22 protein-coding genes are annotated in these 26,651 nt (G+C 65.5%); 9 read left to right on the top strand and 13 right to left on the bottom strand.

What is annotated here, in order from left to right; translation table 11 throughout:
* Nucleotides 1-18: 18 nt before the first annotated feature.
* From ACHFB9_RS12155 to ACHFB9_RS12140, 4 genes are all read left to right on the top strand, one after another.
* Entirely contained in the window at nt 19-1,230 is a 1,212-nt protein-coding gene (locus ACHFB9_RS12155) for a TIGR04063 family PEP-CTERM/XrtA system glycosyltransferase (protein WP_417067446.1), read from the top strand.
* The gene (locus ACHFB9_RS12150) at nt 1,227-2,441 is read left to right on the top strand and encodes a glycosyltransferase family 4 protein (RefSeq protein WP_417067445.1); all 1,215 of its coding nucleotides are present in this window, start codon (nt 1,227-1,229) and stop codon (nt 2,439-2,441) included. Before ACHFB9_RS12155 ends, ACHFB9_RS12150 begins: the two co-directional genes overlap by 4 nt.
* A gap of 105 nt (nt 2,442-2,546) precedes the next feature.
* Entirely contained in the window at nt 2,547-3,860 is a 1,314-nt protein-coding gene (locus ACHFB9_RS12145) for a putative O-glycosylation ligase, exosortase A system-associated (protein ID WP_417067444.1), read from the top strand.
* Nucleotides 3,860-4,819: a polysaccharide deacetylase family protein gene (locus tag ACHFB9_RS12140; RefSeq protein ID WP_417067442.1), complete on the top strand. Its 960-nt coding sequence runs from the start codon at nt 3,860-3,862 to the stop codon at nt 4,817-4,819. The genes ACHFB9_RS12145 and ACHFB9_RS12140 overlap by 1 nt, the downstream gene beginning before the upstream one ends.
* A 13-nt stretch (nt 4,820-4,832) precedes the next feature.
* Here the strand turns inward: ACHFB9_RS12140 and proC are convergent, their stop codons facing one another.
* From proC to ACHFB9_RS12125, 3 genes are all read right to left on the bottom strand, one after another.
* A complete protein-coding gene (gene proC / locus ACHFB9_RS12135) occupies nt 4,833-5,642 on the bottom strand; it encodes a pyrroline-5-carboxylate reductase (protein ID WP_417067441.1) in 810 nt (269 codons plus the stop codon).
* A 61-nt stretch (nt 5,643-5,703) separates the two neighbouring features.
* Nucleotides 5,704-6,537, bottom strand: coding sequence for a sulfurtransferase (locus tag ACHFB9_RS12130; RefSeq protein WP_417067439.1), 834 nt, complete (start codon nt 6,535-6,537; stop codon nt 5,704-5,706).
* 1 nt (nt 6,538) lies between these two features.
* Nucleotides 6,539-6,892: an STAS/SEC14 domain-containing protein gene (locus ACHFB9_RS12125; RefSeq protein ID WP_417067438.1), complete on the bottom strand. Its 354-nt coding sequence runs from the start codon at nt 6,890-6,892 to the stop codon at nt 6,539-6,541.
* Nucleotides 6,893-7,152: 260 nt separating this feature from the next.
* On the opposite strand from ACHFB9_RS12125, the gene ACHFB9_RS12120 reads away from it, so the two are divergent.
* A complete protein-coding gene (locus ACHFB9_RS12120; protein WP_417067436.1) occupies nt 7,153-8,787 on the top strand; it encodes a methyl-accepting chemotaxis protein in 1,635 nt (544 codons plus the stop codon).
* 13 nt (nt 8,788-8,800) lie between these two features.
* Here ACHFB9_RS12120 and ACHFB9_RS12115 read toward each other — a convergent pair whose 3' ends face one another.
* The 3 genes from ACHFB9_RS12115 to ACHFB9_RS12105 are packed head-to-tail and all read right to left on the bottom strand — an operon-like array spanning nt 8,801 to nt 11,957.
* On the bottom strand, nt 8,801-9,667 hold the full coding sequence (locus ACHFB9_RS12115; RefSeq protein WP_417067435.1) for a DMT family transporter: 867 nt from the start codon (nt 9,665-9,667) through the stop codon (nt 8,801-8,803).
* Nucleotides 9,664-10,752 carry an anhydro-N-acetylmuramic acid kinase gene (locus ACHFB9_RS12110; RefSeq protein WP_417067434.1) on the bottom strand — a complete coding sequence of 363 codons (1,089 nt, stop codon included), beginning with the start codon at nt 10,750-10,752 and terminating at the stop codon, nt 9,664-9,666. Before ACHFB9_RS12110 ends, ACHFB9_RS12115 begins: the two co-directional genes overlap by 4 nt.
* A complete protein-coding gene (locus tag ACHFB9_RS12105) occupies nt 10,749-11,957 on the bottom strand; it encodes a peptidoglycan DD-metalloendopeptidase family protein (protein ID WP_417067433.1) in 1,209 nt (402 codons plus the stop codon). Before ACHFB9_RS12105 ends, ACHFB9_RS12110 begins: the two co-directional genes overlap by 4 nt.
* A gap of 178 nt (nt 11,958-12,135) precedes the next feature.
* On the opposite strand from ACHFB9_RS12105, the gene tyrS reads away from it, so the two are divergent.
* Complete coding sequence (gene tyrS, locus ACHFB9_RS12100; protein ID WP_417067431.1) at nt 12,136-13,341, top strand: tyrosine--tRNA ligase; 1,206 nt, start codon at nt 12,136-12,138, stop codon at nt 13,339-13,341.
* Nucleotides 13,342-13,531: 190 nt separating this feature from the next.
* On the opposite strand, the gene ACHFB9_RS12095 is transcribed toward tyrS, so the two are convergent.
* The 4 genes from ACHFB9_RS12095 to ACHFB9_RS12080 are packed head-to-tail and all read right to left on the bottom strand — an operon-like array spanning nt 13,532 to nt 17,013.
* Complete coding sequence (locus ACHFB9_RS12095; RefSeq protein ID WP_417067429.1) at nt 13,532-14,671, bottom strand: glycosyltransferase family 4 protein; 1,140 nt, start codon at nt 14,669-14,671, stop codon at nt 13,532-13,534.
* 16 nt (nt 14,672-14,687) lie between these two features.
* Nucleotides 14,688-15,056 (bottom strand): diacylglycerol kinase, encoded by a 369-nt coding sequence (locus ACHFB9_RS12090; protein ID WP_417067427.1) that lies wholly within the window; start codon nt 15,054-15,056, stop codon nt 14,688-14,690.
* Nucleotides 15,023-16,231, bottom strand: a complete 1,209-nt coding sequence (locus ACHFB9_RS12085; RefSeq protein ID WP_417067426.1) for a glycosyltransferase — start codon at nt 16,229-16,231, stop codon at nt 15,023-15,025. Before ACHFB9_RS12085 ends, ACHFB9_RS12090 begins: the two co-directional genes overlap by 34 nt.
* Nucleotides 16,232-16,233: 2 nt before the next feature.
* On the bottom strand, nt 16,234-17,013 hold the full coding sequence (locus ACHFB9_RS12080) for a UDP-2,3-diacylglucosamine diphosphatase (RefSeq protein ID WP_417067425.1): 780 nt from the start codon (nt 17,011-17,013) through the stop codon (nt 16,234-16,236).
* 93 nt (nt 17,014-17,106) lie between these two features.
* On the opposite strand from ACHFB9_RS12080, the gene rpiA reads away from it, so the two are divergent.
* Nucleotides 17,107-17,781, top strand: coding sequence for a ribose-5-phosphate isomerase RpiA (rpiA, locus tag ACHFB9_RS12075; protein ID WP_417071374.1), 675 nt, complete (start codon nt 17,107-17,109; stop codon nt 17,779-17,781).
* 59 nt (nt 17,782-17,840) lie between these two features.
* Entirely contained in the window at nt 17,841-18,542 is a 702-nt protein-coding gene (gene phoU / locus ACHFB9_RS12070) for a phosphate signaling complex protein PhoU (protein WP_417067423.1), read from the top strand.
* Between the two features lie 347 nt (nt 18,543-18,889).
* Here phoU and ACHFB9_RS12065 read toward each other — a convergent pair whose 3' ends face one another.
* Genes ACHFB9_RS12065 through ACHFB9_RS12055 form a run of 3 tightly spaced genes read right to left on the bottom strand, consistent with a single transcriptional unit; the run spans nt 18,890 to nt 24,757 of the window.
* On the bottom strand, nt 18,890-19,921 hold the full coding sequence (locus tag ACHFB9_RS12065) for an HD domain-containing phosphohydrolase (protein ID WP_417067422.1): 1,032 nt from the start codon (nt 19,919-19,921) through the stop codon (nt 18,890-18,892).
* Entirely contained in the window at nt 19,899-22,385 is a 2,487-nt protein-coding gene (locus ACHFB9_RS12060) for a PAS domain-containing sensor histidine kinase (RefSeq protein WP_417067421.1), read from the bottom strand. The genes ACHFB9_RS12065 and ACHFB9_RS12060 overlap by 23 nt, the downstream gene beginning before the upstream one ends.
* A gap of 44 nt (nt 22,386-22,429) precedes the next feature.
* The gene (locus tag ACHFB9_RS12055; protein ID WP_417067419.1) at nt 22,430-24,757 is read right to left on the bottom strand and encodes an ATP-binding protein; all 2,328 of its coding nucleotides are present in this window, start codon (nt 24,755-24,757) and stop codon (nt 22,430-22,432) included.
* 233 nt (nt 24,758-24,990) lie between these two features.
* On the opposite strand from ACHFB9_RS12055, the gene ACHFB9_RS12050 reads away from it, so the two are divergent.
* Nucleotides 24,991-26,625 carry a methyl-accepting chemotaxis protein gene (locus tag ACHFB9_RS12050; RefSeq protein WP_417067417.1) on the top strand — a complete coding sequence of 545 codons (1,635 nt, stop codon included), beginning with the start codon at nt 24,991-24,993 and terminating at the stop codon, nt 26,623-26,625.
* Nucleotides 26,626-26,651 lie beyond the last annotated feature (26 nt).

Here is a 26,651-nt window from a genome sequence, read left to right as displayed (position 1 = left end):
GTTTGCAAAAGGCCTGAGATGAAAATTCTGCATATCCTCGATCACTCGATTCCGCTGCACAGCGGCTATACGTTTCGGACCGCGGCGATCCTGCGCGAGCAGCGGCGGCTGGGCTGGGAGACTTTTCATCTGACTTCGCCCAAACAGGGGAGAACCGCGGCTTTGCGCGAAGAGGTCGATGGCCTGGTGTTTTACCGGACGCCCCTGCCCGCAGGACACTGGACGCGACTGCCGCTGCTCGGCGAAATCGGCCAGATGCGGGCGACCGAGGCGAGGCTGGAGATGCTGATCGCACAGCTGCGGCCCGACATCCTGCACGCGCATTCGCCGGTGCTCGACGCGATCCCCGCGCTGCGGGTGGGGCGTCGTCACCATCTTCCCGTCGTCTATGAAGTGCGGGCGTTCTGGGAGGACGCCGCGGTCGATCACGGCACGACCCGGGAAGGCAGTGTCCGCTACCAGCTCACTCATGCGCTCGAAACCTGGGCTTTGCGCCACGCCGATCATGTGACCTGCATCTGCGAAGGTCTGCGTGCCGATATCGTCGGGCGCGGTGTTCCGGCCGCCGGGGTCACGGTGATTCCGAACGCGGTCGATGCCGAAGCCTTCTCACCCGGCTCGGCGCCGGATGCCGCGTTGCGCCGCCGTCTGGGGCTCGATGATGCCGAAGTGATCGGTTTCATCGGCTCCTTCTATGCCTATGAAGGGCTCGATCTGTTGCTCGACGCCTTTCCCCGGGTGCTTGCGCAGCGCCCGTCCGCCAGGCTGCTGCTGGTCGGCGGCGGTTTTCAGGAAGAGGCCTTGCGCGTCCAGGCCAAAGCGCTGGGCATTGCCGACAAGGTCGTGTTTACCGGCCGCGTTCCCCATGACGAAGTCCACCGCTACTACGATCTCGTCGATGTGCTGGCCTATCCGCGTCATGCGATGCGCCTGACCGAGCTGGTCACTCCGCTCAAGCCGCTCGAAGCGATGGCTCAGCAGCGCATCTTCGTCGCCTCCGATGTCGGCGGACACAAGGAGCTCGTCCGCGACGGCGTCAACGGTGTGCTGTTCCCGGCCGGCGATGCGGCGGCTCTGGCCGCGACACTCTCCCGGCTGCTCGCCGAGCGCAGCCGCTGGCCGGCTCTGCGCGCGGCCGGGCGTGCCTTCGTCGAGCGCGAACGCACCTGGCAGAGCAGTGTTGCGCGCTACGCGGCAATCTACCGCACGCTCGCCCCGACCGCCGCATGACGATACGCACGCTGCTGTTCTCGACGCTGTACCCGAGCGCGAGCCGGCCGGAGCACGGCATCTTCGTCGAGACGAGGCTGCGCGAACTGCTCAAGAGCGGGCGCGTCGAGGCCCGGGTTCTCGCGCCGGTGCCCTGGTTTCCGTCCTCTCACCCGCGCTTTGGCGAATGGGCGAAGATGGCCGCGACGCCCGCACTCGAGCAGCGCTTCGGCATCGAAGTGCGCCATCCGCGCTATCTGCTGCCGCCAAAGGTCGGCATGAACGTCGCGCCGCTGCTGCTCGCGCTGGGCGCCCGGCCCGCGCTCGCCCGACTGATCCGCGAAGGTTTCGACTTCGATCTGATCGATGCGCACTACTACTATCCGGACGGGGTCGCCGCGGCTCTGCTCGCGCAGTGGTTCGGCAAGCCTTTCATCGTGACCGCGCGCGGCACGGATCTGAGCCTGATCCCCGAGCACCCGCTGCCGCGGCGGATGATTCTCTGGGCGGCGGCAAGGGCCGGCGCTTCGATCGGGGTCTGCGCGGCGCTGATGGATAGGCTGGCCGAGCTCGGCGCCGATCCCGCCCGCCTGCATGTGCTGCGCAATGGCGTGGATCTCGAGCGCTTCCGCCCGCTGCCCCGGCCCGCGGCGCGGCGCGCTCTGGGCCTTCCCGAAGAGGGGCGGCTGTTGGTCTCGGTTGGCCATCTGGTCGAGCGAAAAGGTCATCACCTGGCGATTGAGGCACTGGCCGGGCTTCCCGATTGCCGCCTCGTCATCGTCGGCGACGGCGAGGAGCGGGGCGCGCTTGAGCGCCAGGCCCGCGCAGCGGGGCTGGCCGGGCGCATCCTCTTTGCCGGAGCCCGGCCCAATGCCGAGCTCGCGCAGTGGTATAGCGCAGCCGATGCGCTGATCCTCGCCTCGTCGCGCGAAGGCTGGGCCAACGTGTTGCTGGAGAGCCTCGCCTGTGGAACTCCGGTCGCTGCGACCCGAATCTGGGGGACGCCCGAAGTCGTCCGCGATCCTGTTGCCGGAGAGCTGTTCCTGCCGCGCAGCGCCGAGGCGCTGGCGGCGGCGGTGCGCAGTGTGTTCGAACGCAATGCGGATCGCGCCGCAATCCGCCGCTACGCCGAAGCCTTTGCCTGGGACGAGACGAGTCGGGCGCAGATCGCTTTGTTCGAGACGCTGCTCGCCGCCCGCGGCAGGCGCGTCGCTTTTTCCTCAGAAGCATGAGCGCGCCCGTGACGCTTCTGGCATTCGCTTCGGCCGAGAGCTGGCACACTGGTTCCGAGGGCTCTCCCGCGCTGGGCGCCCGGTGCACTGATTTGCGAGGATGCCTTGCGTGACATTGTGATCCTGCTGATGGTTTTCGGGCCCATCCCCTTTGTGCTGACCCATCCGTCGCGGGGAATCCTGCTCTGGGTCTTCGTCAGCCTGCTCAATCCGCACCGCTTCTCATGGGGGGCGCTGTACTCGCTTCCGGTTGCCGCAATCGCCGCGGCGGCGGTCTTCATCGGACTCGTGATGAGCCGCGACGAGAAACGCCCGCCCTTCGGGGTGGCGCAGATCCTGCTGATCCTGCTCTCGCTGTGGATCTGCGTGACCCAGGCCTACGCGTTCTTCCCCGAACCTTCGTGGGAAATGGTTTCGCGGGTGTTGAAGATCTATCTGATGACGGTCGTCGCGATGTGCGTGATCGTCAATGAGCGCCAGATCAAGGAGCTGGTCTGGGTCATGACCCTGTCCATCGCCTTTCTCAGCACCAAGGGGGGAATTTTCACGCTGCTCTCCGGCGGCTCCTACCGGGTTTATGGGCCGTCCGTCTCCTTCATCGAGGACAACAATTCTTTCGCGCTCGCCGCGCTGATGATCGTGCCTCTTCTGATCTTCCTGGCGGGGCAGGTCAGCAATCGCTGGGCGAAATGGGGCCTGCTTCTCTGTGTGCCCTTTTCGGTGCTCTCCTCGGTCGGAAGCCATTCGCGCGGAGCCTTGTTGGCGCTCTTCGCGATGGTTCTGATGTTGTTCATGAAAAGCCGCAGGAAAATCCTGCTGCTGATGGTGGTTCTCACCGCGCTTCCTCTTCTGGTGGCTTTCCTGCCGGCAGAATGGTTCAACCGGATGGAGACGATCCAGACTTACGATCAGGATGCGTCGGCGATGGGCCGGATCAATTCCTGGCACATGGCCTTCAATCTGGCCTGCGACCGGATCACCGGAGGGGGGTTCGCGCTGGCCAACACCTTCGTGTTCGGACTCTATGCGCCGAATCCGAACATTCCTCTGGCCGCGCACAGCATCTACTTCGAAGTCCTCGGTGAGCACGGTTTCATCGGCCTCTTCCTTTTCCTCGGAATAGGAATTACCGCCTGGTCTCAGGCTGGCTGGGTCATCCGCCACGCGCCAGCGATCCCCGAGTTCGCGTGGATGGTGTCTCTGGCGCGGATGCTTCAGGTCAGCCTGGCCGTTTTCGCGGTCGGCGGCGCGTTCCTGAGCATGACCTATTGGGACATGCCTTACTACGCGACCGTCGTGACCGTTGCGATGAAACGCTTGCTGCGCGAACGGATGCTCGCTGTCCGCGCAGCGGATTCGCCCGCAATCCTGCCCAAGCCCGTTCCGCCCGGGCTGTCCACTGCCTCGGTGCGCTGCTGATGCTGATCCGTTCCTGCCTGAAAGCCCTGTCTCCCGCCGGACGCCGCGCCCGGCTGTCGATCTTCCTCTGGCACAGGGTTCTTCCCGAGCGCGACCCGATGTTCCCCGGCGAGATCGATGCCGCGCGCTTCTCGGCCGCGCTGGGCTGGATATCCCGCTGGTTCAATGTGCTGCCGCTCAGCGACGCGGTGACCCGGCTCAGGGAGGGGAGTCTGCCCGAACGCGCCGCCGCGATCAGCTTCGACGACGGCTATGCGGACAATCTGACCGTCGCCGCGCCGCGGCTCAAAAGCCAGGGTCTGCCGGCGACTTTCTTCGTTGCCTCCGGCTACATCAACGGCGGGCGGATGTGGAATGACAGCCTGATCGAAGCGATCCGCCGCTCGCCGCTCAGCGAACTCGATCTGGGCCCTTGGGGGAGCTACTCGCTCGCGGACTGGGGCGCGCGCGGCCGCAGTGCCCAGACCCTGATCGGGCGGATCAAGTATCTGCCGCCTCTGCTGCGCGAGCAGGCCGTGCGCGAAATCGCGACCTCGGCTCAGGCGCGCCTTCCCGAAGATCTGATGCTCAGCCGCGATCAACTCAGGGTGCTTTCAGCTCAGGGCTTCGAGATCGGTGCCCACACGGTCAGCCATCCGATTCTCGCGGGCCTGTCCGATCACGACGCCCGGGAGGAGATCTGCGCCGGACGGCGCGAACTCGAAGCGATCATCGACCGGCGCGTGGGCCTGTTCGCCTATCCGAACGGCAAACCGGGGCGCGACTACACGTCCCGTCATGTCGCGATGGTCGAGGCGCTGGGCTTCGATGCGGCGGTCTCGACCGCCTGGGGCGCTTCGGCGTCAGCCGACGAGCGCTACCAGTTGCGTCGCTTCACCCCCTGGGATGCGAGCCGGCTGCGCTTCGGCCTGCGCCTCTTTGGCAACCTCGCGCGGCCGACCCGTCAGGCGTTGGTCTGATCGCCGGAGCTCTTCAGCTGCGGCTCATCGCTTCCGATTTATCCATGCAGCGGGTGATTGCGGCGATCACCGCGGCGCGAAAGCCCTTCTCTTCGAGAACCTGGACCGCCTCGATCGTCGTGCCCGAGGGCGAGCAGACCATGTCCTTCAATTCGCCGGGGTGTTTGCCGGTTTCGAGCACCATCTTCGCCGAGCCGAGCACGGCCTGGGCGGCGAAACGGTAAGCCTTGTCGCGGGGCATCCCGCCCAGAACCGCCGCGTCAGCCATCGCCTCGATGAACATGAACACATAGGCCGGAGCCGAGCCCGATACGCCGGTCACTGCGTGGATCAGCTTCTCGGGGACGACCTCGGCCTCGCCGAAGCACGCGAAGATCGCCTGGACCGCCGCGAGATCCTCGTCGCTGACCAGCGCGTTCGGCGTCAGCGAGCACATTGCGGCATTGACCAGAGCCGGAGTGTTCGGCATCGCGCGGATCAGCTTGCGCGGCCCGCCGAGCGCCGCTTCAAGGCTCGTCAGCGTGACGCCGGCCGCGATCGAGACCACGATGCAGTCTGCCTTCAGCGCCGCCGCCGCTTCTTCGAGCACCGTCGCGACCGCGTAAGGCTTGACCGCGACGAAGAGGATGTCGGTGGCGCGGGCGAGTTCCGTCAGCGAGGCCGCGGCCTGGACGCCGAACTTCGCGGCGACCGCCGCCGCTTTGGCCGGGTCGGCGTCGAAGACGATCAGGTCGGCGCCGCTCGCCAGACCGCTCGCGACGATGCCGCCGATGATCGCGCCGCCCATGTTGCCGGTGCCGATGAAACCGATTTTCTTGTTCACTGTTTTGCCTGCTGCGTGCCGGGAAAACGCGAGTTTACCCGGCTCGCGCACGGGCAGGGAATCACACTTCGACCGGGCGTTTCGGGTCGGAGCACCATTCGCTCCACGAACCGGGATAGAGGCGTGCGCCGGGCAAGCCGGCGATCTCCAGTGCCAGCAGATTGACGCAGGCGGTGATGCCTGAACCGCACTGGCAGACGACTTCCGAGATCATCCGCGGCTCGGTCAAAGCCCGCCACTCCGCGGCGAGCAGGGCCGGCGGCTTGAAGCGGCCGTCGGGCGACAGGTTGTCGCGGAAGAAACGGTTGCGCGCGCCGGGGATGTGGCCGCCGACCGGGTCGATCGTCTCGTTCTCGCCGCGGAAGCGCTCCGGAGAGCGGGCATCGACGATCAGCCAGCGCGGCGCCTCGATTTCGGCCAGCAGCTCGGCGGCGCTGACCGTCTCGGTGAGCCGGTCGACCGCGATCGAACCTGCCGCGGGGCGGGGAGGCTCGGCTTTTTCGAGCGGGAAATCGTCGGCGAGCCAGGCCGAGAAGCCGCCGTCGAGCACGACGACGATGTCGTGGCCAATCCAGCGCAGCAGCCACCACAGCCTTGCCGCATACATGCCGCCCGCATCGTCGTAGGCGACGATCTCGGAGTCCTTGCCGACTCCGTAGCGGCGCAGCAGTGCCGCGAAAACTTCAGGGTCGGGCAGCGGATGGCGGCCGTTGCTGCCGGTCCGGGCGCCCGAGAGCTCGTTCTCGACATCAAGGAAGAAGGCGCCCGGGACATGGCCGGCCGCATAGGCGCGGCGGCCATAGCCGGGGTCGGCCAGATCGTGGCGGACATCGAAGATGATGCGGCGGGGATTGGGTTCGGCGAGCGCTTCCGCGCTGATCAAGGGACTGTTCATGTCAGGCTTCCTCACTGTCCAGCCAGGTGCGGGCGTTCGATTCGTCGTCGAAGAGGCGGATATCCGCCTCGACGAGGGCTTGTTCGAGCCAGGCGCCGATCGTGTCGAATTCGTTTTCGGTCAGCACCGCGATGCGCCCTTTGAGCTGCGCATGGCGCCGGGTGAAGTGGTAGTCCTCGATCGCGGCGTCGAGCGTCAGACCGTCCATCGCCCGCAAGTCGACGAAAGCGCACAGTGGCGCTCCGCCGGCCACCTGGGCCTCGATCTGCTGTTCGAACAGATGGAAATCGTCCAGCGTCAGCTTTCCGAACACTGCGGCTTCAACGCGGCCGTCACGCACTTCTGCGGTGATCATGGCGAGCTCCAGGTGGGCAGGATTGCGTCATTATCCGCGCGGCTTTCGCGCTTGATCTCTGCGCAGCGTCAAGGCCGTGAAGCTGATCGTGGACTTTTTGTGACGGATGGCCGGTGGCCGGTGTTTTGTTGTGCCCCCGCGCGATCGCTTGTGCGAGGTTCGCGCCGTGACAGAACTCCGCCCGGCCGTAGGCGTGGGCGTGGTATATGTCTCTTCAGGGTTGGTGCGCACTTTGCGGTCGTCGGAACACGGAGGCAGTCGTGAAAGTGAGAACTTTTTTCGCCGGCATCTTTGCCGTGATGTTTCTTCTGGCGACGGTTCCGTTCTCGGTCAGTCATTTCGATGCCCGGTCCCGGGAGCGGACAACGCTGACCCTGCAGAAACTCAAGGCTTACAACGACTCGATCATGGCGGTCGGGCTGCAGATCCGTGGCATCCAGAACGGCTTCATCCGCGCGACGCTGGAGAAGGCGGCTTCCGGTCCGGACATGGACAAGCTGCGGGCGATCGTCAAGGAGCGCAACTCGGGGCTGGACGAGCTGATCGGCAAGTCCGAGCAGAGCTTTGCCGCGGCGGCGGAGTCTGCCGACACCGCGGGGGGCGATGCGCTGAACCGGGAAAACCTCAAGCGCTTTCTCGACGCGGCGCGCGACTACCAGAAGGCGGTCGGCAATGTCTTGGCGCGCGATGACTTCTCGACCCGGGCGATCGACGAAGTGGCGCCGTTCATCAATGCCGGGCTCGCGGAAGTGGGCAAGGAGATCAAAGCCAGCAATGCGCTGATCGCGATGGCCAGCGACCGGCTGCTCGCCGACGGCCAACGCTTTCAGTGGGTTTATATCCTGGCCAACTCGCTGATCCTGGTCTTCATCGTCGCGGCTTTTCTTCTGATCGATCGCAAGGTGTTCCGGCGGCTCGCGATCGCACTGGTCCAGGTCGAACGGGTCAAAGAAGGTCACCTGGATCTCGATGTGGGCAGCGCGGGCAAGGCCTCCGATGAGTTTTCGTTGCTGCTGCTCGCGATTGCCAACATGGCGGCCGAGCTGGGCAAGCTGATCCGCGAGATCGATGCGAATGGTTCCCGCCTGCTGGAGAACGCGGAATCGATCAGCGTCGTTTCCGACAACGTCGTCAGCGCGGCCGCTCAGCAGTCTGACGCGACCTCCGCGATGGCGGCGGCGATTGAGGAGCTGACCGTCAGCAGTGCCCATATCGCTGACCGGGCGACCGACACCGAGCGCTACTCGTCGAGTTCGGCGCAGACCTCGATCGAGGGGGTCGATCATCTGGATCGCGCGAACGAGGCCATCCTGCTGATCGCCCAATCGGCGGACAGCGCTTCGCGGCAGATCGAAGCTCTCTATGCGCGGGCCGGCCAGATCTCGAACATCGCCTCGGTGATCAAGGAGATTGCCGGTCAGACCAATCTTCTGGCGCTCAATGCGGCGATCGAAGCGGCCCGTGCCGGAGAGCAGGGCAGGGGCTTCGCGGTCGTTGCCGACGAAGTCAGGAAGCTCGCCGAGCGCACGGCGAACTCGACCAGCGAAATCGAACAGATGATCGCGGGCGTTCAACAGGACACCCGCGCCGCGGTCGAGGCGATGGGACAGATCCTGCCTGAAGTCGAAAAGGGCAAGCAGCTGACCGCGGCGGCGGCTCAGTCGCTCTCCTGCATCCGCGACGAGACGCAGCAGACGCTCAGGCAGATCCAGGAGATCTCCAGTGCGATCCGCGAGCAGAGCGCGGCGAGTTCCCTGCTCGCGCAGCAGGTCGACGTGGTTGCGCAGATGGCCGAGAAGACCGCGACGACGAGCCGCTCGTCGAGCGATATCGTCGAGCAGCTGCGGCAGATGGCCCGCGATTTGCGCGCGCGGATCAGCCACTTCACCGTCTGAGGGGGGCGGAGTTCTATCTGGCCGGCCGGCGTGACAGATGGCCGGCGAGGATGCCGCTGGCGATGACGACCGCGATGCCGGCCAGCGAGAGCGGGTCGAGCGAGTCGTCGAACGCGAAGACGCCGATCAGCGTCGCGAAGACCACGGTCGAATAGGACAGCGCGGCCGAGAGCAGTGTTTTCCCGTAGCAATAGGCCCGGGTCATCGCGAGCTGGGCGCTGATGCCGAAGACGCTGACGCCGAGCATGATCGCCAGCTCGCGCCCGGACCAGGAGAAGGGATGGTGCGCGCCCATCAGCGCGAACGGAGCGCTGCCGACCGTGCAGACGACCGAGAACCAGAACACGGTCCGCCATTCGGGTTCGTGGGCTTCGCCGAGGCGGCGCACGTTCAGATAGGCGAGGGCCGAGATCGCGGCACCGGCCAGACCGTAGAGCGCGCCGACCCACGGCGCGTGGGCGAGGCTGGGCTTGAGAAGCAGCGCAACACCGATCATGCCCAGCGCCAGAGCGCCCCAGATGCCGGGGCGGAAGCGCTCGCGGGTGACGAGCGCGACCAGAACCGCGAGCCACAGCGGCGATGTGTAGTTCAGCGTGAAGGCGGTCGCGATCGGCAGGCTCACGATCGCGAAAAAGTACAGCACCTGGGCGATGAAGCCGGACAGGCTGCGGGTCAGGTGGATGCGCCACAGCGGCGTCGTGACGCGCTCGCCGATCGCCGCCGCATAGGTGCCGATCGCGAGCGCCGAGACGAGGTTGCGCCAGAACACGAATTCGATCGCGCCGAAGCTGTTCGAACCGAACTTGATGCTGGCGCCCATCGCCGCGAAGAGCAGGCTGGCCGTCAGCATCCACAGCGAGGCGCGCAGCGAACCCTTCATGCCGGCGTGATAGAGCCGAGCACGCGGGGACCGCGCGCGCCGCTCGCTTCCGGAAGATTGCCCGGCAAACCTCTGAGGGTCTGCCGGGCGAGCCACGCGAAGGCGAGCGCTTCGAGATCGTCCGGCGAGAGCCCCAGTTCTGCGGTGCTGCCGACCGTGCCGGGCAAGAGCGCGGCGAGGCGCTCCATCAGACGGGTGTTGTGCACGCCACCGCCGCAGACCCAGGTTTCGTCGGGTTTGCCGCATTCGCGCGCGATCGCGTCGCAAATCGTCCGGGCCGTCAGTTCGAGCAGCGTCGCCTGCACGTCGGCGGGATCGGCTCCGGCCGGGATCATCGGTTCGACCCAGCCCAGATGGAATTCCTCGCGGCCACAGCTCTTCGGCGCGGCGAGGGCGAGGAAGGGGTGGGCGAGCAGGCGATCGAGCAGCTTGGGCAGAACGGCCCCCTGAGCGGCCCAGGCCCCGCCAGCGTCATAGGTTTTGCCGAGGTGGCGGGCGGCCCACGCGTCGAGCAGCATGTTGCCGGGGCCGGTGTCGAAGCCCCGGGTCGGCCTGTCCGGGGCGAGATCGCTCAGATTCGCGATGCCGCCCACGTTCAGCACGATCCGGTGGCGCCCGGCGCTTCTCAAGACCTGGTCGTGGAAGGCGGGAACCAGCGGTGCGCCCTGGCCTCCGGCCGCGATGTCGCGGCTGCGAAAGTCGGAGACGACGGCAAGCCCGGTCAGCTCGGCGATCAGCGCCGGCTGGTTCAGCTGCAGGCTGTAGCCGGCCGCAGGCTGGTGGCGCACGGTCTGGCCGTGGCAGCCGATCGCGCGGACCGCGACCGGTTCGAGGCCGGCCTGCGCGATCACGGCGAGGCTCGCTTCGGCGTAGCGCCGTGCGAGTTCGACTGACAGTTCGGAGGCGCGGCGCAGCTCGTCGTGTCCGGCGAGGTTCAGTTCGAGCAGCGACTGACGCAGCGCCGCCGGGTAGGGCAGGCAGGTGCTGGCGAGCACCCGCGGTATCGCCGGGGCGAAATCGGCGAGCACGGCATCGACTCCGTCGAGGCTGGTGCCCGACATCAAGCCGACGAAGAGTTCGCTCATTCGGCCCTGGCCTTGTGGCTCGGTTCGGTCAGCTTGAGTTCGGCGAGCAGGCTGGCGCTGCGCTGGCGGAAGCTGGCCAGATCGCGGCCGGCCAGAGGCGGCGCGTCGGGCAGCACGACCTTGAGCGGATCCCGCGGCTCTCCGGCGACCCGATATTCGTAGTGAAGGTGAGGGCCGGTTGAGGCGCCGGTCATGCCGACCAGGCCGACCGTGTCGTCCTGATGGATCTTCTCGCCTTGTCTGACGCTGATCTTCGACAGGTGGCCATAGGCGGTCTCGATGCCGCCTGCATGGCGCAGCACGACCAGATTGCCATAGCCGCCGCGTTGTCCGGCGAATACGACCTGTCCGTCGGCAGTCGCGCGGACCCGGGTGCCGATGGGGGCCCCATAGTCGACGCCCTTGTGCTGCTTCCAGGTCTTCTGGATCGGGTGAAAGCGCATGCCCATGTTCGACGTGACGCGCGAGAACTCCAGCGGAGAGCGCAGGAAGCCGCGGCGCAGGGAGCGACCGTCGGCCGCGTAGTAATCGCCCTTGCCGCCTTCAGCGTTCTTCCAGACTGCCGTGTAGTGGACCCCGGCGTTGACGAATTCGGCGGCCAGGATGCGCCCGGTGCGCACCGGCAGGCCGCGGTTGCTCATCACTTCATAGACGACGCGGAAGCTGTCGCCGCGGCGTAGATCGCGGTGGAAGTCGATCTCGGAGCCGAAGATCTCGGCGAGGCTGACCGCGATCGAGTCGGGCAGGCCCGCTTCGTCGGTGGCGCCGAACAGCGAGCTCGCGATCGTCGCGGCTTTGGCCTGGGTGCTCAGTTGCAGCGCGAGCGGCTGTTCGGTCAGGTGAAGTTCGCCTTCGCGGCGTTCGAGCAGGATCAGGTGATCGGCATCCTTGCCGGGGAGTTCCAGGCTCAGGAGCTGGCCATAGGCGGTCGTCGAGGCATGGACGTTCTGGCCGGGGACGAGGCGGCGCAGCGCGTCGCGGGCGGCAGGATCACTGCGCACGAAGCGTTCAGCTTCGTCGTCGTCGATGCCGAGGCGGGCCATCACGCCGGCGATCGTATCGCCGCGGCGGATCCTGTCTTCGTGGTAGTAGGCGGAGTCCTCGGACTCGGTGATCACGGCTGGAGAGAGAGCGAGTTCTTCGACGACGGTGCGCTGTCGCGGCAGCCCGACTTCGGAGCCCGGGATCACGGCGACCGCGGTCATCATCCCGAACAGGGAGACACCGGCTGCGGCGATCCCTGTCCAGAACAGGGCGGGGGTTTGCTCTCTAAGTTCTCTCAGCCGCGCTAGAATTATGGTTTTTGCCTTCAGGCTCATGATCTTGGGTGCGCGGAGATTGGGTCCGATAGTAGCAAATTTCACACACGGGCGAATTTCATCGATGGCAAGCATTCAGGAACAACTCGAACTGATCCGTCGCGGCAGCGAGGAGATCCTTCTGGAATCCGAGCTCGTCGAGCGGCTCAAACTCGGACGTCCGCTCAGGGTCAAGGCCGGCTTCGATCCGACCGCCCCCGATCTGCACCTGGGACACACGGTGCTGATCAACAAGCTGCGTCATTTTCAGGATCTGGGTCACCATGTGATGTTCCTGATCGGCGACTTCACCGCGATGATCGGGGATCCGACCGGCAAGAACACGACCCGTCCGCCGCTCTCGCGCGAGCAGGTTCTGGCGAACGCCGAGACCTACAAGGCCCAGGTTTTCAAGATCCTCGACCCCGAACGCACCGAAGTCTGTTTCAACTCGACCTGGTTCGACGGCCTCGGCGCGGCCGGCATGATCCGGCTCGCTTCCCGCTACACGGTCGCGCGGATGCTCGAACGCGACGATTTCGCGAAGCGCTACGGCAATCAGCAGCCGATCGCCGTCCACGAATTCCTGTACCCGCTGTGCCAGGGCTATGACTCGGTCGCGATCAAGTCGGATGTCGAGCTGGGGGGCACCGACCAGAAGTTCAACCTGCTGGTCGGCCGCGAGCTGCAGAAGCAGGAAGGTCAGACGCCGCAGATCGTCCAGATGATGCCGCTGCTCGAAGGGCTCGATGGCGTTAACAAGATGTCCAAGTCGCTGGGCAACTACATCGGCATCACCGAGTCGGGGCGCGACATGTTCGGCAAGCTGATGTCGGTGTCCGACGAGCTGATGTGGCGCTACTACGATCTGCTGTCCTTCCGCTCGAACGCCGAGATCGCGGCGCTCAAGCAGCAGGTTGCCGAGGGACGAAACCCGCGCGACATCAAGGTCGAACTGGCCCAGGAGATCATCACCCGCTTCCACGACCGCGCCGCGGCTGAGGATGCGCTCGCCGACTTCGAGGCGCGCTTTCAGCGCAATGCGATCCCCGACGATCTGCCCCAGCTCAGTCTCGCCGCGCCCGCCGAAGGCCTGCCGGTGCTGCAGGTGATCAAGCTAGCCGGTCTGACCGCCAGCACGTCCGAAGCGATCCGGATGATCGGGCAGGGCGGCGTGCGCATCGACGGCGAGAAGCTCGAAGATCGCGGCCTCGTCCTCGCGGTCGGCGCGAAAGTCGTGCTCCAGGTCGGCAAGCGCAAGTTCGCCGAGGTGACGATCACCGCAGCCTGATGCCCGAAAGGCATTCCTCACGCAGAGCCACAGAGCCGCAGAGAGAGTCAAAAGCGTTCTTCATGTGCTTCTGGCCACCCAGCCGGACAAGGGGCGGAATTCCTGAGTGCCGGTTCGGACGCAGCTACCTGTTCTGAAGAGGGGCTCTGCGATCTCTGCGGCTCTGCGTGAGATCGATTTGTTCTGTGCTTCAGTCCGCCTTTGCGGCGATCGTTTCGCGGATCGCGTTCTCGAAGTCGGTGACGACCGCGTTCCAGCCCAGGGGCTGGACCCGGCGGCGCGCCGCTTCGCCGAGCCGGCGGCGCAGGTCCGGATCGGCTGCGAGGCGCTGCGCGGCTTCGCTGAAGGCTTCGGGCGCGTCCGGGGCGATCAGCGCTCCGGTCTCGTCGGTGCGGATCAGCAAGGAAGCGGCCGCGCTGTCGAAGGCGACGACCGCAAGGCCGCTGGCCATCGCTTCGACGGTGACGTTGCCGAAGGTCTCGGTCAGACTCGGAAACAGGAAGAGGTCGGCCGACGCGTAATGGGTCGCCAGATCGACTCCGTAGCGGGCTCCCGCGAAGTGGTGGTCGGGGTGGGCGCGCGAGAGCCGCTCGCGCTCGGGGCCGTCGCCGACCCAGATCATCCGCGTGCCGGGAAGCCTGGCCGCGAGCTGTCGGTAGGCGTCCTCGGCGACTCTGAGGTTCTTTTCGGGGGCGAGGCGGCCGACGTAGAGCACGGCGACTCCGGCTTCCTCCAGGCCCCAGTTGCGGCGCAAGGCGCCATCGCGCCGCATTGGCGAGAAAAGGGCCGTATCGACGCCGCGGCCGACCACGCACAGACCTGGGATGCCGTGGGTCGCGAGCTCGCCGGCCAGTTCGCGGGTCGGTACCAGCGTCGCATCGGTCCGGCGGTGGAAGTGGTGCAGCCAGCGGGCGATCGTGCCGGTCATCACCGCCGCGCCGTAATGGCGCGAGTAGCGGTCGAAATTCGTGTGGTAGCCGCTCGTGACCGGCAGGCCGAGGCGGCGCGCGGCATTGAGCGCCGACCAGCCCAGCGGCCCTTCGGTGACGATATGGACCGCATCGGGCCGCGCCTCCCGCCACAGCCGTTTGAGGCGGGACGCGGCCGGAAGGCCGAAGCGCAGCCCGGCATAGCCGGGGATTTCCAGGCCGCCGACCAGGATCTCGCCGGCGAGCGGCGTCTCCCGCCGCATCTGCCGCGGACGGATCACCTCGATGCGGTGGCCGCGCTCGCGCATCCCGCTGACGAGGCGTCCGACCGTCATCGCGACGCCATTGACTTCGGGCGGATGAGTTTCGGTGACCAGCGCGATTTTCAGCGCGTTGTCCATGATTTCTCCGGGTGGGTCAGGCCAGCAGCACGCAGAGCCAGACCGCGACGACGTTGACGAGGGCGACGAAGACTGCGGCGCTGCCGATGTCCTTGGCGCGTTTTGACAGGCGATGATCTTCGAGCGAGATCCGGTCGATCGCGGCTTCGATTGCCGAGTTGATCAGCTCGACGATCAACACCAGCAGCACGCTGGCGATCATCAGCGCCCGCCCCAGGGCTCCGACCGGCAGCAGGCAGGCGGCCGGGATCAGCAGAGCCGCAAGCAGCGCCTCCTGACGGAAGGCATCTTCATTCTTGTAGGCTGCGCGAAACCCGTCCATCGAGTAGTGGAAGGCGTTCCAGATCCGCGTCAGGCCTGTTTTTCCCTTGAATGGGCTTTCCATATCGGCTTCGTTTCCGTTTTTTGAGCGATTTCGAGACGATACAGCTCGGCGAGGCGGTCGGTCAGATCCTCGTCCGACCAGGATCGGGCCAGTGCTTTCGCCTGGGCGCCCAGCTCGGTGCGGCGCTGCGGATTGGCGACCAGAGCAGCCAGCGCGGCGCCGAAGTCGGCGACTTCAAAGCGGGGAACGATCGCGCCCCGGCCCTTTTCGAGCAGATCGCGAGTCCCCATCTCGGCCAGCGCGACGACCGGCAGCCCCACCGCCATCGCTTCGAGCAGCACGAGGCCCTGGGTTTCGGTGACGGACGCGAAAGCGAACAGGTCGGCCGCCGCATAGCAGTCAGGCAGTTCGTGTTCGCGATCGAGATAGCCCAGGAAGCGGACGTGGTCCTGCTGGCCGCGCTGCGTCACATAGTCCTGCAGGTCGGCCTGGGCGGGGCCTTCGCCGGCGATGACCAGCAGCAGCTCGGGGGTCGTCTGACGGGCGTGGGCGAGAGAGTCGATCAGAAAGCGCAGGTTCTTCTCATGCGCGACGCGGCCAACGAAGAGCGCGACGGGCTGCCCGGGCGGGATCCGGTAGCGGGAGCGGAAGCGGGCGCGATGGGCGCTCTTCTCGCCGATCGCGAACTGCGCAAGCGGAATTCCGGTCGGCAGAACGTGCAGCGGACTCTCTATCCGGTATTCGCGCAACCGCTTCTCCATCGCCTTTGACGGGACGATCGTCGCGTCCAGCGCATTGCACTGGCTGCGAGAGATTCTTCGGGCGAAGGCGCGCAGCCAGGCTTCGGGCAGGTGGCGCGCGTAGAGGTGCAGGTATTCCTCGAACAGCGTGTGGTAGGTCGCGATGACCGGGATCTGCCGCGCGCGCGCCGCCGCGATCCCCGCGTAGTGCGCCGAGAACGGAGTCTGGATGTGGATCAGATCGGCCCTTTCTGCCGCCTCTCTGACCGCGCAGCGCATCGTGTGGGGAAGCACGATCCGGTCCTCGGGGTCGCCCGGGATCTTCCATCCGGGCAGCCGGATGATCCCCTGCTGTTCGGGCTCGTCGTCGTAGGCCGGCGCGATCAGCGTGACGTCGATCCCTCTTTGGGCGAGACCGCGGCGGTGGGTCTCGATCGCGGTCGAAACGCCATTGACGCGCGGAAAGTACACGTCGGAGACGAGCAGGATGCGCATGTTCAGATTTCCTCGGCCATTTCCGGGACGGGGTTGGCGAAGCTTTTGCGTTCGCCCCAACGGATCAGTTCGAGCCGGCCGTCGTGGTGTTCAACGATTGCGCTGCACGAATCGACCCAGTCCCCGCAGTTGACGTAGGTCAGCGCGCCGATCTCGCGGATCGCCGCCCAGTGGATGTGGCCGCAGATCACTCCGTCGAGGCGGCGCTCGCGGGCGGCGCGGATCACGTTCTGTTCGAAATCGAAGATGAACTGCAGCGCGCGCTTGACCTTGCGCTTCGCATAACCCGCCAGCGACCAGTAACCGGCGATGCCGAGCTTGCGCCTTGCCCACGAGATCGCGATGTTGATCCGCACGAGCAGGTTGTAGGCAATGTCGCCCAGCACGGCGACCCAGCGGTGGTAGCGGGTGACCTCGTCGAATTCGTCGCCATGGACGAGCAGGAAGCGACGGCCGTCGGCCATCTCGTGCACCCATTCGGACTCGACCCGGATGTCGCCGAAGACCGTGCCGCAGTAATCGCGCAGCGCTTCATCGTGGTTGCCGGGGACGAGGATCACCTCTTCACCGTGACGGGCCCGCCGGAGCATCTTCTGGACGACCGTGTTCTGCGCCGGGCTCCAGTGGATGCCCCGGTTCATCGCCCAGAAATCGACGATGTCGCCGATCAGGAAGAGTTTTTCGGCCGGGTGCTCGCGCAGGAATTCGAGCAGGCGCTCGGCCTGGCAGGCGCGGGTCCCGAGGTGGATGTCGGAGAGGAAGACGGTGCGGACTTGCGGCATGAATCCATCGTGCAGGCGGATTGTTGCGCGCACATGAAAGGCGATGCAGCGATCGCTTCGCTACAATGGCGCTTTGCACACAAAGCTTTTGCCATGACCCAGGATGAACTCAAGCGCCTCGTCGCGCAGGCCGCAGTCGACTACGTCAGGAAAAACGCGCCGCAAGGCTCGGTGATCGGCGTCGGAACCGGCTCCACCGCCAACTGTTTCATCGATGCGCTGGCGCCTCTGCAAGGCCATTTCTGCGGTGCGGTCGCGAGCTCGGAAGCGAGCCGGGAGCGCCTGGAGTCGATCGGTTTCAAGGTCTTCGATCTCAACGAAGTCAGCGAGATCCCTTTCTACGTCGATGGCGCTGACGAAGTCGACGCTGGCCTCTCGGCAATCAAGGGGGGGGGGGCCGCGCTGACCCGCGAGAAGATCGTTGCCGCGGTCGCCAGCCGCTTCATCTGCATCGCCGACGCGAGCAAGAAGGTCGAGGTGCTGGGCCGCTTCCCGCTGCCGGTCGAAGTGATCCCGATGGCGCGCGAGCATGTCGCGCGCCGTCTCAAGGCTTTGGGCGGGGAGCCGAAGTGGCGCGAAGGCGTCATCACTGACAATGGCAACCTGATCCTCGACGTGCACGGCCTTGCGATCACCGATCCGGTCGGGCTCGAGTCGGCGATCGACCACATCAGCGGTGTCGTCACGAACGGTCTGTTCGCGCGCCGCCCGGTCGACCTGTTGCTGCTCAGCTCGGCCGACGGAGTGGTCTCTTTCGTGCGCGACTGAAACGTCGCTGCAATGTCCCCCTGTTAGCCTTTACCGGTTATGCCTGAAAGGGAATGAGCATGTCCGAACACACTTCCAAGCAGTTCGACCTCGAACTGGAGAACATCCGCACCCGCGTCCTGCAGATGGGGGGCTTTGTCGAGCAGCAGATTTCGCGGGCGATCGAAGGCCTCGTCGAAGGCGAGCAGACTCTGGTCGAGGCGGTCATCGACGACGATCACCGCGTCAATCAGCTCGAACTCGAACTCGATGAAGCCTGCACCCAGGTCATCGCGAAGAGGCAGCCGGCGGCGATCGACCTGCGCCTGATCACGACCGTGATCAAGACGATCACCGATCTGGAACGGATCGGCGATGAAGCGAAGAAGATCGCGAAGATGGCCAAGGCGATCCATGTCGGTTCGCTCGCCGTGCCCGATGTCCAGGTCAGGCACATGGGCGATCTGGCCGTCGCGCAGCTGCGCCACGCGCTCGACTGTTTCGCCCGCCTCGACACCGAGGGCGCGACCGAGGTCGTCCGCGAGGACAAGGCGCTCGACGCCGAGTTCAAGGGAGTGATGCGCCAGGTCATCACCTACATGATGGAAGATCCGCGCACGATCTCGGGTGGCATCGACCTGATCTTCGTCGCGCGGGCGCTGGAGCGGATCGGCGACCATGCGAAGAACATGGCCCAGTACGTTTTCTACATGGCCCGCGGTGAGGATCTGCGCCACACGAAGCTCGCCGAACTGGAAAAGCGCAGCACCGGCGGAAACTGAAAGTCCTTACCGACCCGCCGGTCGGCTGTGCACAGCCGACCGGCTCAGCCGGCGCAAAGCAGTGCTTTGCGAATTCCCGGCTTCGTTCAACGGTTCGGTCTGCATGCCGAACCGGCTCAGCCGGCGCAAAGCAGTGCTTTGCGAATTCCCGGCTTCGCTCATCGGCACGGAGCAGTGCCGTGGGTTCGAAGCTTCTGTCTTTCTGCGTGAAGCGCACAGGCCCGGTTTGCACACCGTGCTAAACGGTTCGGTCTGCATGCCGAACCGGCTCAGCCGGCGCAAAGCAGTGCTTTGCGAATTCCCGGCTTCGCTCATCGGCACGGAGCAGTGCTCCGTGAATTCCCGACTCAGTCACTGAATCTCTCGCGGATCTGCTGCACTTCGTCCCAGTGGTCGAGGAAAGCATCGACGCAGCGTGCGTCGAAGTGTTCTCCGCGCCCGCGCCGCAGATAATCGCAAGTGTCCTTGAGTTCCCAGGCGGGCTTGTAGGGGCGCACCGAACTCAGCGCATCGAAGACATCGGCAACCGCGACGATCCGGCCGGGCAGCGGAATCGCCTCGCCGAAGAGCCCGCGCGGATAGCCTTTGCCGTCGAACCTCTCGTGATGGGTCAGCGCGATCTCGGCGCCCAGCCTGATGACGGGCGAGCTCGAATCCTTCAGAATCTCGTAGCCTATCGAGGTGTGTTCTTTCATGATCTCGAACTCTTCGGGCGTCAGCCTGTCCGGTTTGAGCAGGATGTGGTCAGGCGTTCCGAGCTTGCCGACATCGTGCATCGGCGCCGCGGCGAAGAGCATGTCCAGATCCTCGCTCTCCAGCCCCAGATGCTTGCCGATCAGCCGCGAGAAATGCGCCATCCTCATGATGTGGGCGCCGGTTTCGGGGTCGCGGAACTCGGCGGCTTTCGCGAGCCGCGTTACGGTCTCGCGCTCCCGCTCATGGATCTCGGCTGTCGCCAGGCGCACAGCTTTGGCGAGTTCGGAGGCGCGGTTGCGCAGCATCACCGAATGCTGGCGAAGCGCGAGCATGTTGCGGACTCGGGGAAGGAACTCGTTCTTGTCTATCGGTTTGGTCAGGAAATCGGTCGCACCGCATTCGAGCGCTTCGTAGCGGACCTCCTTCTCGTGGGCGGCGGTGACCATCAGCATGGGGAGTTCGTCCGACTGATCCGTCGCGCGCAGCCGACGGATCAGCTCCAGCCCGTCGAGCTCGGGCATCATGTAATCGACGATGACGAGATCCGGGTCGTTCGCGAGGCACCAGGCAAGCCCCTCCCGGGGATCGACGAAGGCGTGGCTCGTGCAGTGTTCGATCTTGCCCACCAGTGCCTGCATCAGGGCCAGATTGACTGGCGTGTCATCGATGATTGCGACATTCATGGAGGTGCCTGGAGTCCTGTGTTGACGGGGTGTCCGAATCCGTGTTCGGGCGGGCCGCGGGTTTGGGAGCGGACAGCGGCAGCTCGAGCGTGAAACAAGCCCCTCCCTGAGGAGAGTCGCCAACCCGGATTCTGCCACCAAGAGGATCGCTTACGATGCCCTGTACGATGTGCAGGCCCAGTCCTGTTCCGCCGCGGCCTTCGCGCGTCGTGAAAAAGGGTTCGAAGATGCGCTCGCGCAGCTCTTGCGCGACCCCTTTGCCATTGTCGCTGATCGCGAGGATCAGCGTTTCGTTGCCGATGGCATGCCCCTCTATCGTGATCGTCCCGTCCTGGACTCCGTCCAGGCCGTGTTGCTGGGCGTTGTTGATCAGGTTGGTCAGAACCTGATCGAGCGAGCCCGGATAGCTGTCCATCGTCAGACCGGGATCGATCCGGCTCTCGACGCGCAGGCCGCAGTGGCGCAGCCCTGGGCTCAGGGTTCGCAGCAGATCGCTGATGCGGGCCGCGAGATCGAAGCTGCGCCGCTTCTCGCTGAGCTGATCGGCGGCGACCTGCTTGAAGCTGGTGAGCAGTTCGCGCGCGTGTTCCAGATTGCGCAGTGTCAGATCCGAAGCTTCGCGCGCATCCCGGGCGAATTCTTCGAGCGTCGAACGGCGAAGCTGCCCTTCGTCGAGGGTCTGCAACAGCTCGTGCGTGCGGGCCTGGAATGCGGTCGCCGCGGTTACGCTGTTGCCGATCGGTGTGTTCAGCTCGTGGGTCAGCGTGGCCATCAGCGCGCCCAGCGCCGAGAGGCGGGCGTTGCGGATCAGCTCCTCGCGGGTTCGCCCCAGATCGCCTACCGCCGTCGCGAGCGCCCGGGCGCTGTCCTCGATCTGCTGCTTGAGGCGGGCGTTGAGCTCACTGATCTGCTCATGGGCCTGGCGCAGACGGGTGACATCCTCGATTGACCAGAGGATTACCTCCCTGCCGTCCACCTTGCCGGGGACCGCATGCATCGAAACGAAGGCCTCGCTGCCGTCCTTGCGCCGGGCCCGGACATCGAGCCGGTCGACGCGGGACAGGCTGCGCAGCGTCGCATACATCCGTGCTCTATCTTCGGGGTGGATATGGAAGGGCGCTCCGAATTCTGGGGAGCTCCGATTGATGACCTCCTGTTCGCTCCAGCCGAAGCTCTGGCTCCACGCCCGATTGACCGCGATGAATTCGCCGTTGCTCTTTGTGACGACCAGAGGAATGGGCGCCATCGCGAAGAAGGACTGGAAGTTGTTCTCGGCGTCGCGCAGCGCGGTCTCGGCGGCGAGTTCATCGGTCAGGTCGCGCGCGATGATGATCCGGTAGGTGTCCCTGTCCTCGTTGTACAGCGCGGCATTGAGCGAGACCGCGCGCAGGCGTCCGTCGAGCCGGGACAGATGGGCGGGAAAGCTGCGCACCGCCCGCTCGGCGTTGAGCCGGGCCAGAAAGTCGGTGCGCTCCAGGGGGAAGGCCCACAGCCCCAGCTCATTGCCCGTGTGGCCTATCGCGTTCTCGCGACTGATGCCGGTCGTCAGTTCGAAGCACTCGTTGACGTGGATGATCTTGTCGTCGGAAGCGCGGGAGATGCAGGCAAACGTCGGTATCGCATTGAAGGCATCGGAGAACATCGCCATCGAACGGGCCTGGGCGGCGGCGGCCAGGGCGGCTTCCCGCCTCAGCGTTTCGTTTTCGGTCGTGTCGCGGACGATGGTCAGCAGCAAGGGCTCGCCGTTCTGCTCTATCTTCCAGGCATTCATCTCCATGTTGCCCAGCGTTCCGTCGTGCCGCCTCAGCGAACCGCAGTAGCCGAGCAGCTTGCCGCTGGCGTCGAAGCTGGCGAGGATCGCGGCGCGCTCCTCGCTGTTCTTCCACAGTCCCAGTTCGGTCGTCGTGCGCCCGATCGACTGTTCGCGTGTCCAGCCGGTAATCCTCTCCCAGGCGGCGTTGAGGTCGACGATGCGGCCGTCGCTGAGGCGGGTCAGCACGATCAGGTCGGGGGTCAGCTCGATGATCTGGCTCAGGCGGTGTTCGCTGTTGCGGCGGGCCAGTTCCGCAGCGCGAATGGCGCTGAAGTCTTCGACGCTGGCCATGTAGCCGCCGCCGGGCTGGAGGATGGGGGCGAATTCGATGTGCAGGCTGCGTGTGGCACCCGGGCGGCCAAAGCGTCCTTCGATCTGGCCAAAGCCCCTGCCCGAGCACAGCGCGGCCCATTGTTCGTCGATGTCGGGATCGGCGGCGTGCAGGCAGTCCTTCCAGTTCCTTCCGTTCAGCTCGTGAGGCGCGAAGTCGCAGAATTCGCCCATCGCCGGGTTCGCAGCCCGTACCGTACCAGATCGGCTGCACTCGAAGATGCCGATGCGCGGCGAGGAGGTCAGCGCGGCGAGGCGGGCCTGCGAGGCGAGCAGAGCTTGCTGGAGTTCGGCGTTCGTCTGCTGGGGGGGCGGTGCCATCGGCGACTTGCTCCCGCTTCGGGAGCCGAGATGGAGCCAGCCCGTCATGGTGTGATCCCCCCGCCCTGTGGCGCTTTGCGTGGCAAGTTCAGATAGAAGCGGCTGCCTTTTCCGGGGTGCGAGTCAACGGCGATCTGTCCGCCGAGGACGCCCGTGATGATGTTATAGACGATGTGTAAACCGAGCCCGCTGCCGCCCTTGCCGAGCCGGGTCGTAAAGAAGGGGTCGAAGATCCGGGCCAGATTCGCTTCGGGGATGCCGCATCCATCGTCCTCGACGCACAGCCTGACCTGGCCGTCGGGCGAAGGCTCGGCGCTGATCGTGATGCAGCCGCCTTCGCTGCGCCCCTCGAAACCGTGGGTGACCGCATTGCTGGTGAGGTTGGTGATGACCTGACCCAGAGGTCCCGGATAGCCGTCCATGATGATGCCGTCCTCGACCGCGTTCAGAAAACGTGCATTCGACTTGCGTAGAGTCGGAGCCAGCGTGATCTCGATCTCGCGGATGATCTCGCGCAGATCGAAGATCCTCCTCTGCGAGCTGGTCTGGTCGACCGCAACCTGCTTGAAGCTGGTGACCAGATCGGCGGCGCGTCCGAGGTTTCGGGTCAGCGATTCGTTGCCCTCGCGCAGCAGTTCGAAATAGGCGGTCAGCGCGCTGCGGCTCAGACCGGTTTCGATTTCCCGTGTGAGCTTGACCCTTTCATCTTCGAGCGTGCTCGCGACCATCACGCAGTTGCCGATCGGCGTGTTCAGTTCATGAGCGATTCCGGCAACCAGTGATCCGAGCGCCGCGAGCTTTTCGCTCTGCACCAGCTGCGCCTGGGTGAGGCCAAGCTTTTCTATGCTCGCTTCGAGCTCCTGTTTGCTGCGCTCGAGCGCCTGCGTGCGCAGTGCGACTTTCGCTTCGAGGTTGCGATTGACTTCATCGACCTCCTGCTTGGCGCGGATGATCGGGGTGACGTCGATCGCGCTCCAGACGAAGCAGTGGCGATCGCGCAAAGTCATGTGCCGGCCGGCGATGTCGCGGCAGGTCGGACCTTGCTCGGTGCGCATCCAGGCCTCGATCTTGTCGTGGCTATGCTCTTCGAGCAGACCCATGAAGCGCTCTCCATCCGCCTCTTGCGCCCAAAGACCGAGCGAGGCTAAGGCGCGCCCCCGGCAGTCTGCGCGCGGGAGTCCGAACTCGGCTTCAAAAGGGCTGTTTACGTCGACGATCCGCGCTTCGTCCTCAATGTCGATGATGCACAGCGGAACCGGCGCGTAGCGGAAGAGCGCAACGAACTGCTGCTCGTTTTCGCGCAAAGCGTCCTCCGCGGCGCGCGCCGCGGTGATGTCGTGCAGGCTCCAGAGCACGCAGGCTTCGCCCAGGTTTTCAAAGCAGGACGCCGATGCGAGCATCAGAACCTCGCTCCCGTTGCGGTGGCGCAGCCTGACCTCCCGCTGGGCGAAACCGCCTTCCCGATCGAGGCTCTCGTAACAGCTCTGCCTCTGCGCCGGATCGACCCAGAGGGGCGCGCTCTCGTCTGCGTCGGTTCGGCCGAAAGCGGCCAGCCAGGCCGGGTTGCTCAGCAGCTGCAGGTTGTCGCGGCGGCGGCGCACGATCAGCGGTTCGGCCGCGAGAGCGAAAACGGTGCGCAGCAGATCCTCGCTTTCGCGGCGCGCGCGGTCGGAGCGTTCGCGCTCGCCCAGCTCGTGGGCCAGAGCGGTGTTCTTGTCTTCGAGGCTCGCGAACAGCCTCAGCAGCTTGCGCCGCGTGCTCTCCAGGCGTTGGCCGAGGCGACCGATCTCGTTTCTGCCCAGTGCGGGAATCGGGTGTTCGAGCTTGCCATGAGCCAGCGCGTCGGCCGCTTCGCCGAGTGTCTCGAGCGGTTCGATCAGCTGCCGCCTTAGCAGCATGAAGATCAGCACGGTCGCGAGCGTCAGCTGGATCAGCATCGTCGTCGTCTGGGCACCGATCTGCTGACGGTTCCGGGCGATCAGGCTCTCGCCGGTGATGCCGACCACGACCGAGCCCAACTCGCGGTCGCGGAACATCACCTTGCGTGTCGCGTAGCGCACGGCGACATTGGGCTTGCGGTGATCCAGACTCAGCAGGGGGCCTGCGGCCTGATCGCGGATCGTGATCAGCACGACATCGGGGTTGTTGGTGAGTGCTTCGGCCAGAGGGCGGAGCGACTCCGGATCCATGTTCCAGAGCGGATCGCGTGCGCCGAAGGCCAGGATGTCGGTGTATTGATCGAGCTGCGCGCCGATCTGGCGTTTCGTTTCCCTGTCCGCCCCGGAATAGATCACCGCAAGGCTCAAGGCTGCCGGCAACACCAGGCCGATCGCAACGAAAAACAGGATGGTCAGGCGCAGCGAGCGTGTCATCTTGGCTGTGGGACGCGAGCAGACAAGGCCATGGGAATGCTGATGCTTATCACCTCCATGGACTAACGGCTTTGGCAAAAAAATCTGGAGCCATGCCCTGGCCTTTTCAGCGAAACGGATGGCGCTTTTCTTCAATGAGGATCAAGAACGCCGGCGCTGAACCGTTATTTGTCATGCGTTTCGTCGATCAGGCTGGGCGAAATCGCTCATATCAAAAAAAGAAGGAGACAAAAATGCTGGAAAAACTGCGCCTGAAATCAAAGATTCTGCTGATGCTGGCCGTGGCCTGCCTTTCGGGGATGGTTCTGCTCACGGTGTCGGTCGTCGAGCAGCGCAAGAGCCTGATTGCCGGGCGCCAGGCGATGATAAAAGCCGTTGTCGAGTCGGCCCACAACATTCTCAGCGAATATCAGGCCCGCGAGGCGGCGGGTATGCCCAGAGCGGATGCCCAGAAGGCCGCGATTGCCGCGATTGCGCAGATCCGCTACGGCGGCGAGAACCGCAAGGCCGAGTACCTCTACGTTTATCAGATGGATGGCATCAACATCCACCATGTCCGCAAGGATCTGATCGGAACCAATGTCGCGCAGAACCTCAAGGACAGCCGTGGCCACTATCCTGTCCAGGAACTGATCGATGCGCTCAAGGGACGGCAGGATGCTTTCGTCGATTCCTTCTTCCCGCGCAAGGCGGGGCAGGTACCGGTGGCCAAGCTCCAGTATCTGATGAGCTTCGAACCCTGGGGCTGGTTTCTCGGTACGGGAGTCTGGATGGACGATCTCAATGCCGAGCTATGGCGGGAAGTCGGCAAGGGGGCGATCGAACTCGTGATCCTGTTGCTGGTGCTCGGCAGCACGGGGGCCGCGATCGTCCGCAGCGTGATGCGCCAGGTCGGCGGCGAGCCTCACGATGCGATCGCCCGGATGGAGAGGGCGGCCGAAGGCGATCTGCGCACCGACGGCATTCAGAGCGTGCCCGGCAGCATGCTGGGCGCTTTCGATGCGACTCTGAGCGCGATGCGCGCGATGCTGATCGATATCCGTGACGGCTCGCACCGCCTGCGCCTGGGAGCGGAAAAGATCGCCGGGACCTCGCACGAGGTGGCCGATGCCGCGCAGGAGCAGTCGGATGCGACTTCCGCGATGGCCGCTGCGATCGAAGAGATGACGGTCAGCGTGAACCACATCTCGGATTCGGCGGCGGACACCGAACGGCGTTCCTCCGACGCGGCGCGGCTCGCCGGGGAGGGGGAGGTTCAGGTCAGCCAGGCCAGCGCCGGAATCGAGCGCCTCGCCTCGACCGTCTCCGACGCGGCCGAGCGTATCCATTCGCTCGACGAGCAGGCCAGGAAGATCTCGACGATCGCGGCGGTGATCAAGGAGATCGCCGGGCAGACCAATCTGCTCGCGCTCAACGCGGCGATCGAGGCCGCCCGGGCCGGCGAGCAGGGACGCGGTTTTGCGGTCGTCGCCGATGAGGTGCGCAAGCTCGCCGAGCGGACATCGCTGGCGACGGTCGAGATCGAGCAGATGATCGCGGCCATCCAGGGCGACACCAGCGCAGTGACCGAAGTCATGGCGGCCGCTCTGCCCCAGGTCGATGAAGGCGTCAGGCTGGCCGGCGCGGCCGCCGGCACGCTGCGGGCGATTCGCGATGGCGCCCAGCTCTCGCTCGAGCGCATTCGCGAGGTCGCCGAGGCGACCCGCGAGCAGGGGGCGGTTTCGACCAGCATCGCGCAGAGAGTCGAGCAGATCGCCCGCATGGTCGAGCAGACCAGCGGCCTGATGCGCGAGTCCGCCGCGACGGCAAGCGATCTGCAGAAAGTCTCGGATGTGCTGAACGCCCAGGTCGATCGCTTCCAGGTCTGACTCTGTCCTTGCAAAGCTCAAGGCTT

It is taken from the genome of Niveibacterium terrae (genome assembly GCF_048213115.1).
GTDB classification, from domain to species: domain Bacteria; phylum Pseudomonadota; class Gammaproteobacteria; order Burkholderiales; family Rhodocyclaceae; genus Niveibacterium; species Niveibacterium terrae.
Note: the sequence above shows the minus strand (reverse complement) of the source record. Positions and strands in the feature narration are given on the sequence as shown.

Excerpts from the sequence above, each read along its gene's own strand:
- ACHFB9_RS12155 (WP_417067446.1), top strand. The coding sequence starts at position 19 with ATGAAAATTCTGCATATCCTCGATCACTCGATTCCGCTGCACAGCGGC.
- ACHFB9_RS12150 (WP_417067445.1), top strand. The coding sequence starts at position 1,227 with ATGACGATACGCACGCTGCTGTTCTCGACGCTGTACCCGAGCGCGAGC.
- ACHFB9_RS12140 (WP_417067442.1), top strand. The coding sequence starts at position 3,860 with ATGCTGATCCGTTCCTGCCTGAAAGCCCTGTCTCCCGCCGGACGCCGC.
- ACHFB9_RS12130 (WP_417067439.1), bottom strand. The coding sequence starts at position 6,537 with ATGAACAGTCCCTTGATCAGCGCGGAAGCGCTCGCCGAACCCAATCCC.
- ACHFB9_RS12125 (WP_417067438.1), bottom strand. The coding sequence starts at position 6,892 with ATGATCACCGCAGAAGTGCGTGACGGCCGCGTTGAAGCCGCAGTGTTC.
- ACHFB9_RS12115 (WP_417067435.1), bottom strand. The coding sequence starts at position 9,667 with ATGAAGGGTTCGCTGCGCGCCTCGCTGTGGATGCTGACGGCCAGCCTG.
- ACHFB9_RS12110 (WP_417067434.1), bottom strand. The coding sequence starts at position 10,752 with ATGAGCGAACTCTTCGTCGGCTTGATGTCGGGCACCAGCCTCGACGGA.
- ACHFB9_RS12105 (WP_417067433.1), bottom strand. The coding sequence starts at position 11,957 with ATGACCGCGGTCGCCGTGATCCCGGGCTCCGAAGTCGGGCTGCCGCGA.
- tyrS (WP_417067431.1), top strand. The coding sequence starts at position 12,136 with ATGGCAAGCATTCAGGAACAACTCGAACTGATCCGTCGCGGCAGCGAG.
- ACHFB9_RS12095 (WP_417067429.1), bottom strand. The coding sequence starts at position 14,671 with ATGGACAACGCGCTGAAAATCGCGCTGGTCACCGAAACTCATCCGCCC.
- ACHFB9_RS12090 (WP_417067427.1), bottom strand. The coding sequence starts at position 15,056 with ATGGAAAGCCCATTCAAGGGAAAAACAGGCCTGACGCGGATCTGGAAC.
- ACHFB9_RS12085 (WP_417067426.1), bottom strand. The coding sequence starts at position 16,231 with ATGCGCATCCTGCTCGTCTCCGACGTGTACTTTCCGCGCGTCAATGGC.
- ACHFB9_RS12080 (WP_417067425.1), bottom strand. The coding sequence starts at position 17,013 with ATGCCGCAAGTCCGCACCGTCTTCCTCTCCGACATCCACCTCGGGACC.
- rpiA (WP_417071374.1), top strand. The coding sequence starts at position 17,107 with ATGACCCAGGATGAACTCAAGCGCCTCGTCGCGCAGGCCGCAGTCGAC.
- phoU (WP_417067423.1), top strand. The coding sequence starts at position 17,841 with ATGTCCGAACACACTTCCAAGCAGTTCGACCTCGAACTGGAGAACATC.
- ACHFB9_RS12065 (WP_417067422.1), bottom strand. The coding sequence starts at position 19,921 with ATGAATGTCGCAATCATCGATGACACGCCAGTCAATCTGGCCCTGATG.
- ACHFB9_RS12060 (WP_417067421.1), bottom strand. The coding sequence starts at position 22,385 with ATGGCACCGCCCCCCCAGCAGACGAACGCCGAACTCCAGCAAGCTCTG.
- ACHFB9_RS12055 (WP_417067419.1), bottom strand. The coding sequence starts at position 24,757 with ATGACACGCTCGCTGCGCCTGACCATCCTGTTTTTCGTTGCGATCGGC.
- ACHFB9_RS12050 (WP_417067417.1), top strand. The coding sequence starts at position 24,991 with ATGCTGGAAAAACTGCGCCTGAAATCAAAGATTCTGCTGATGCTGGCC.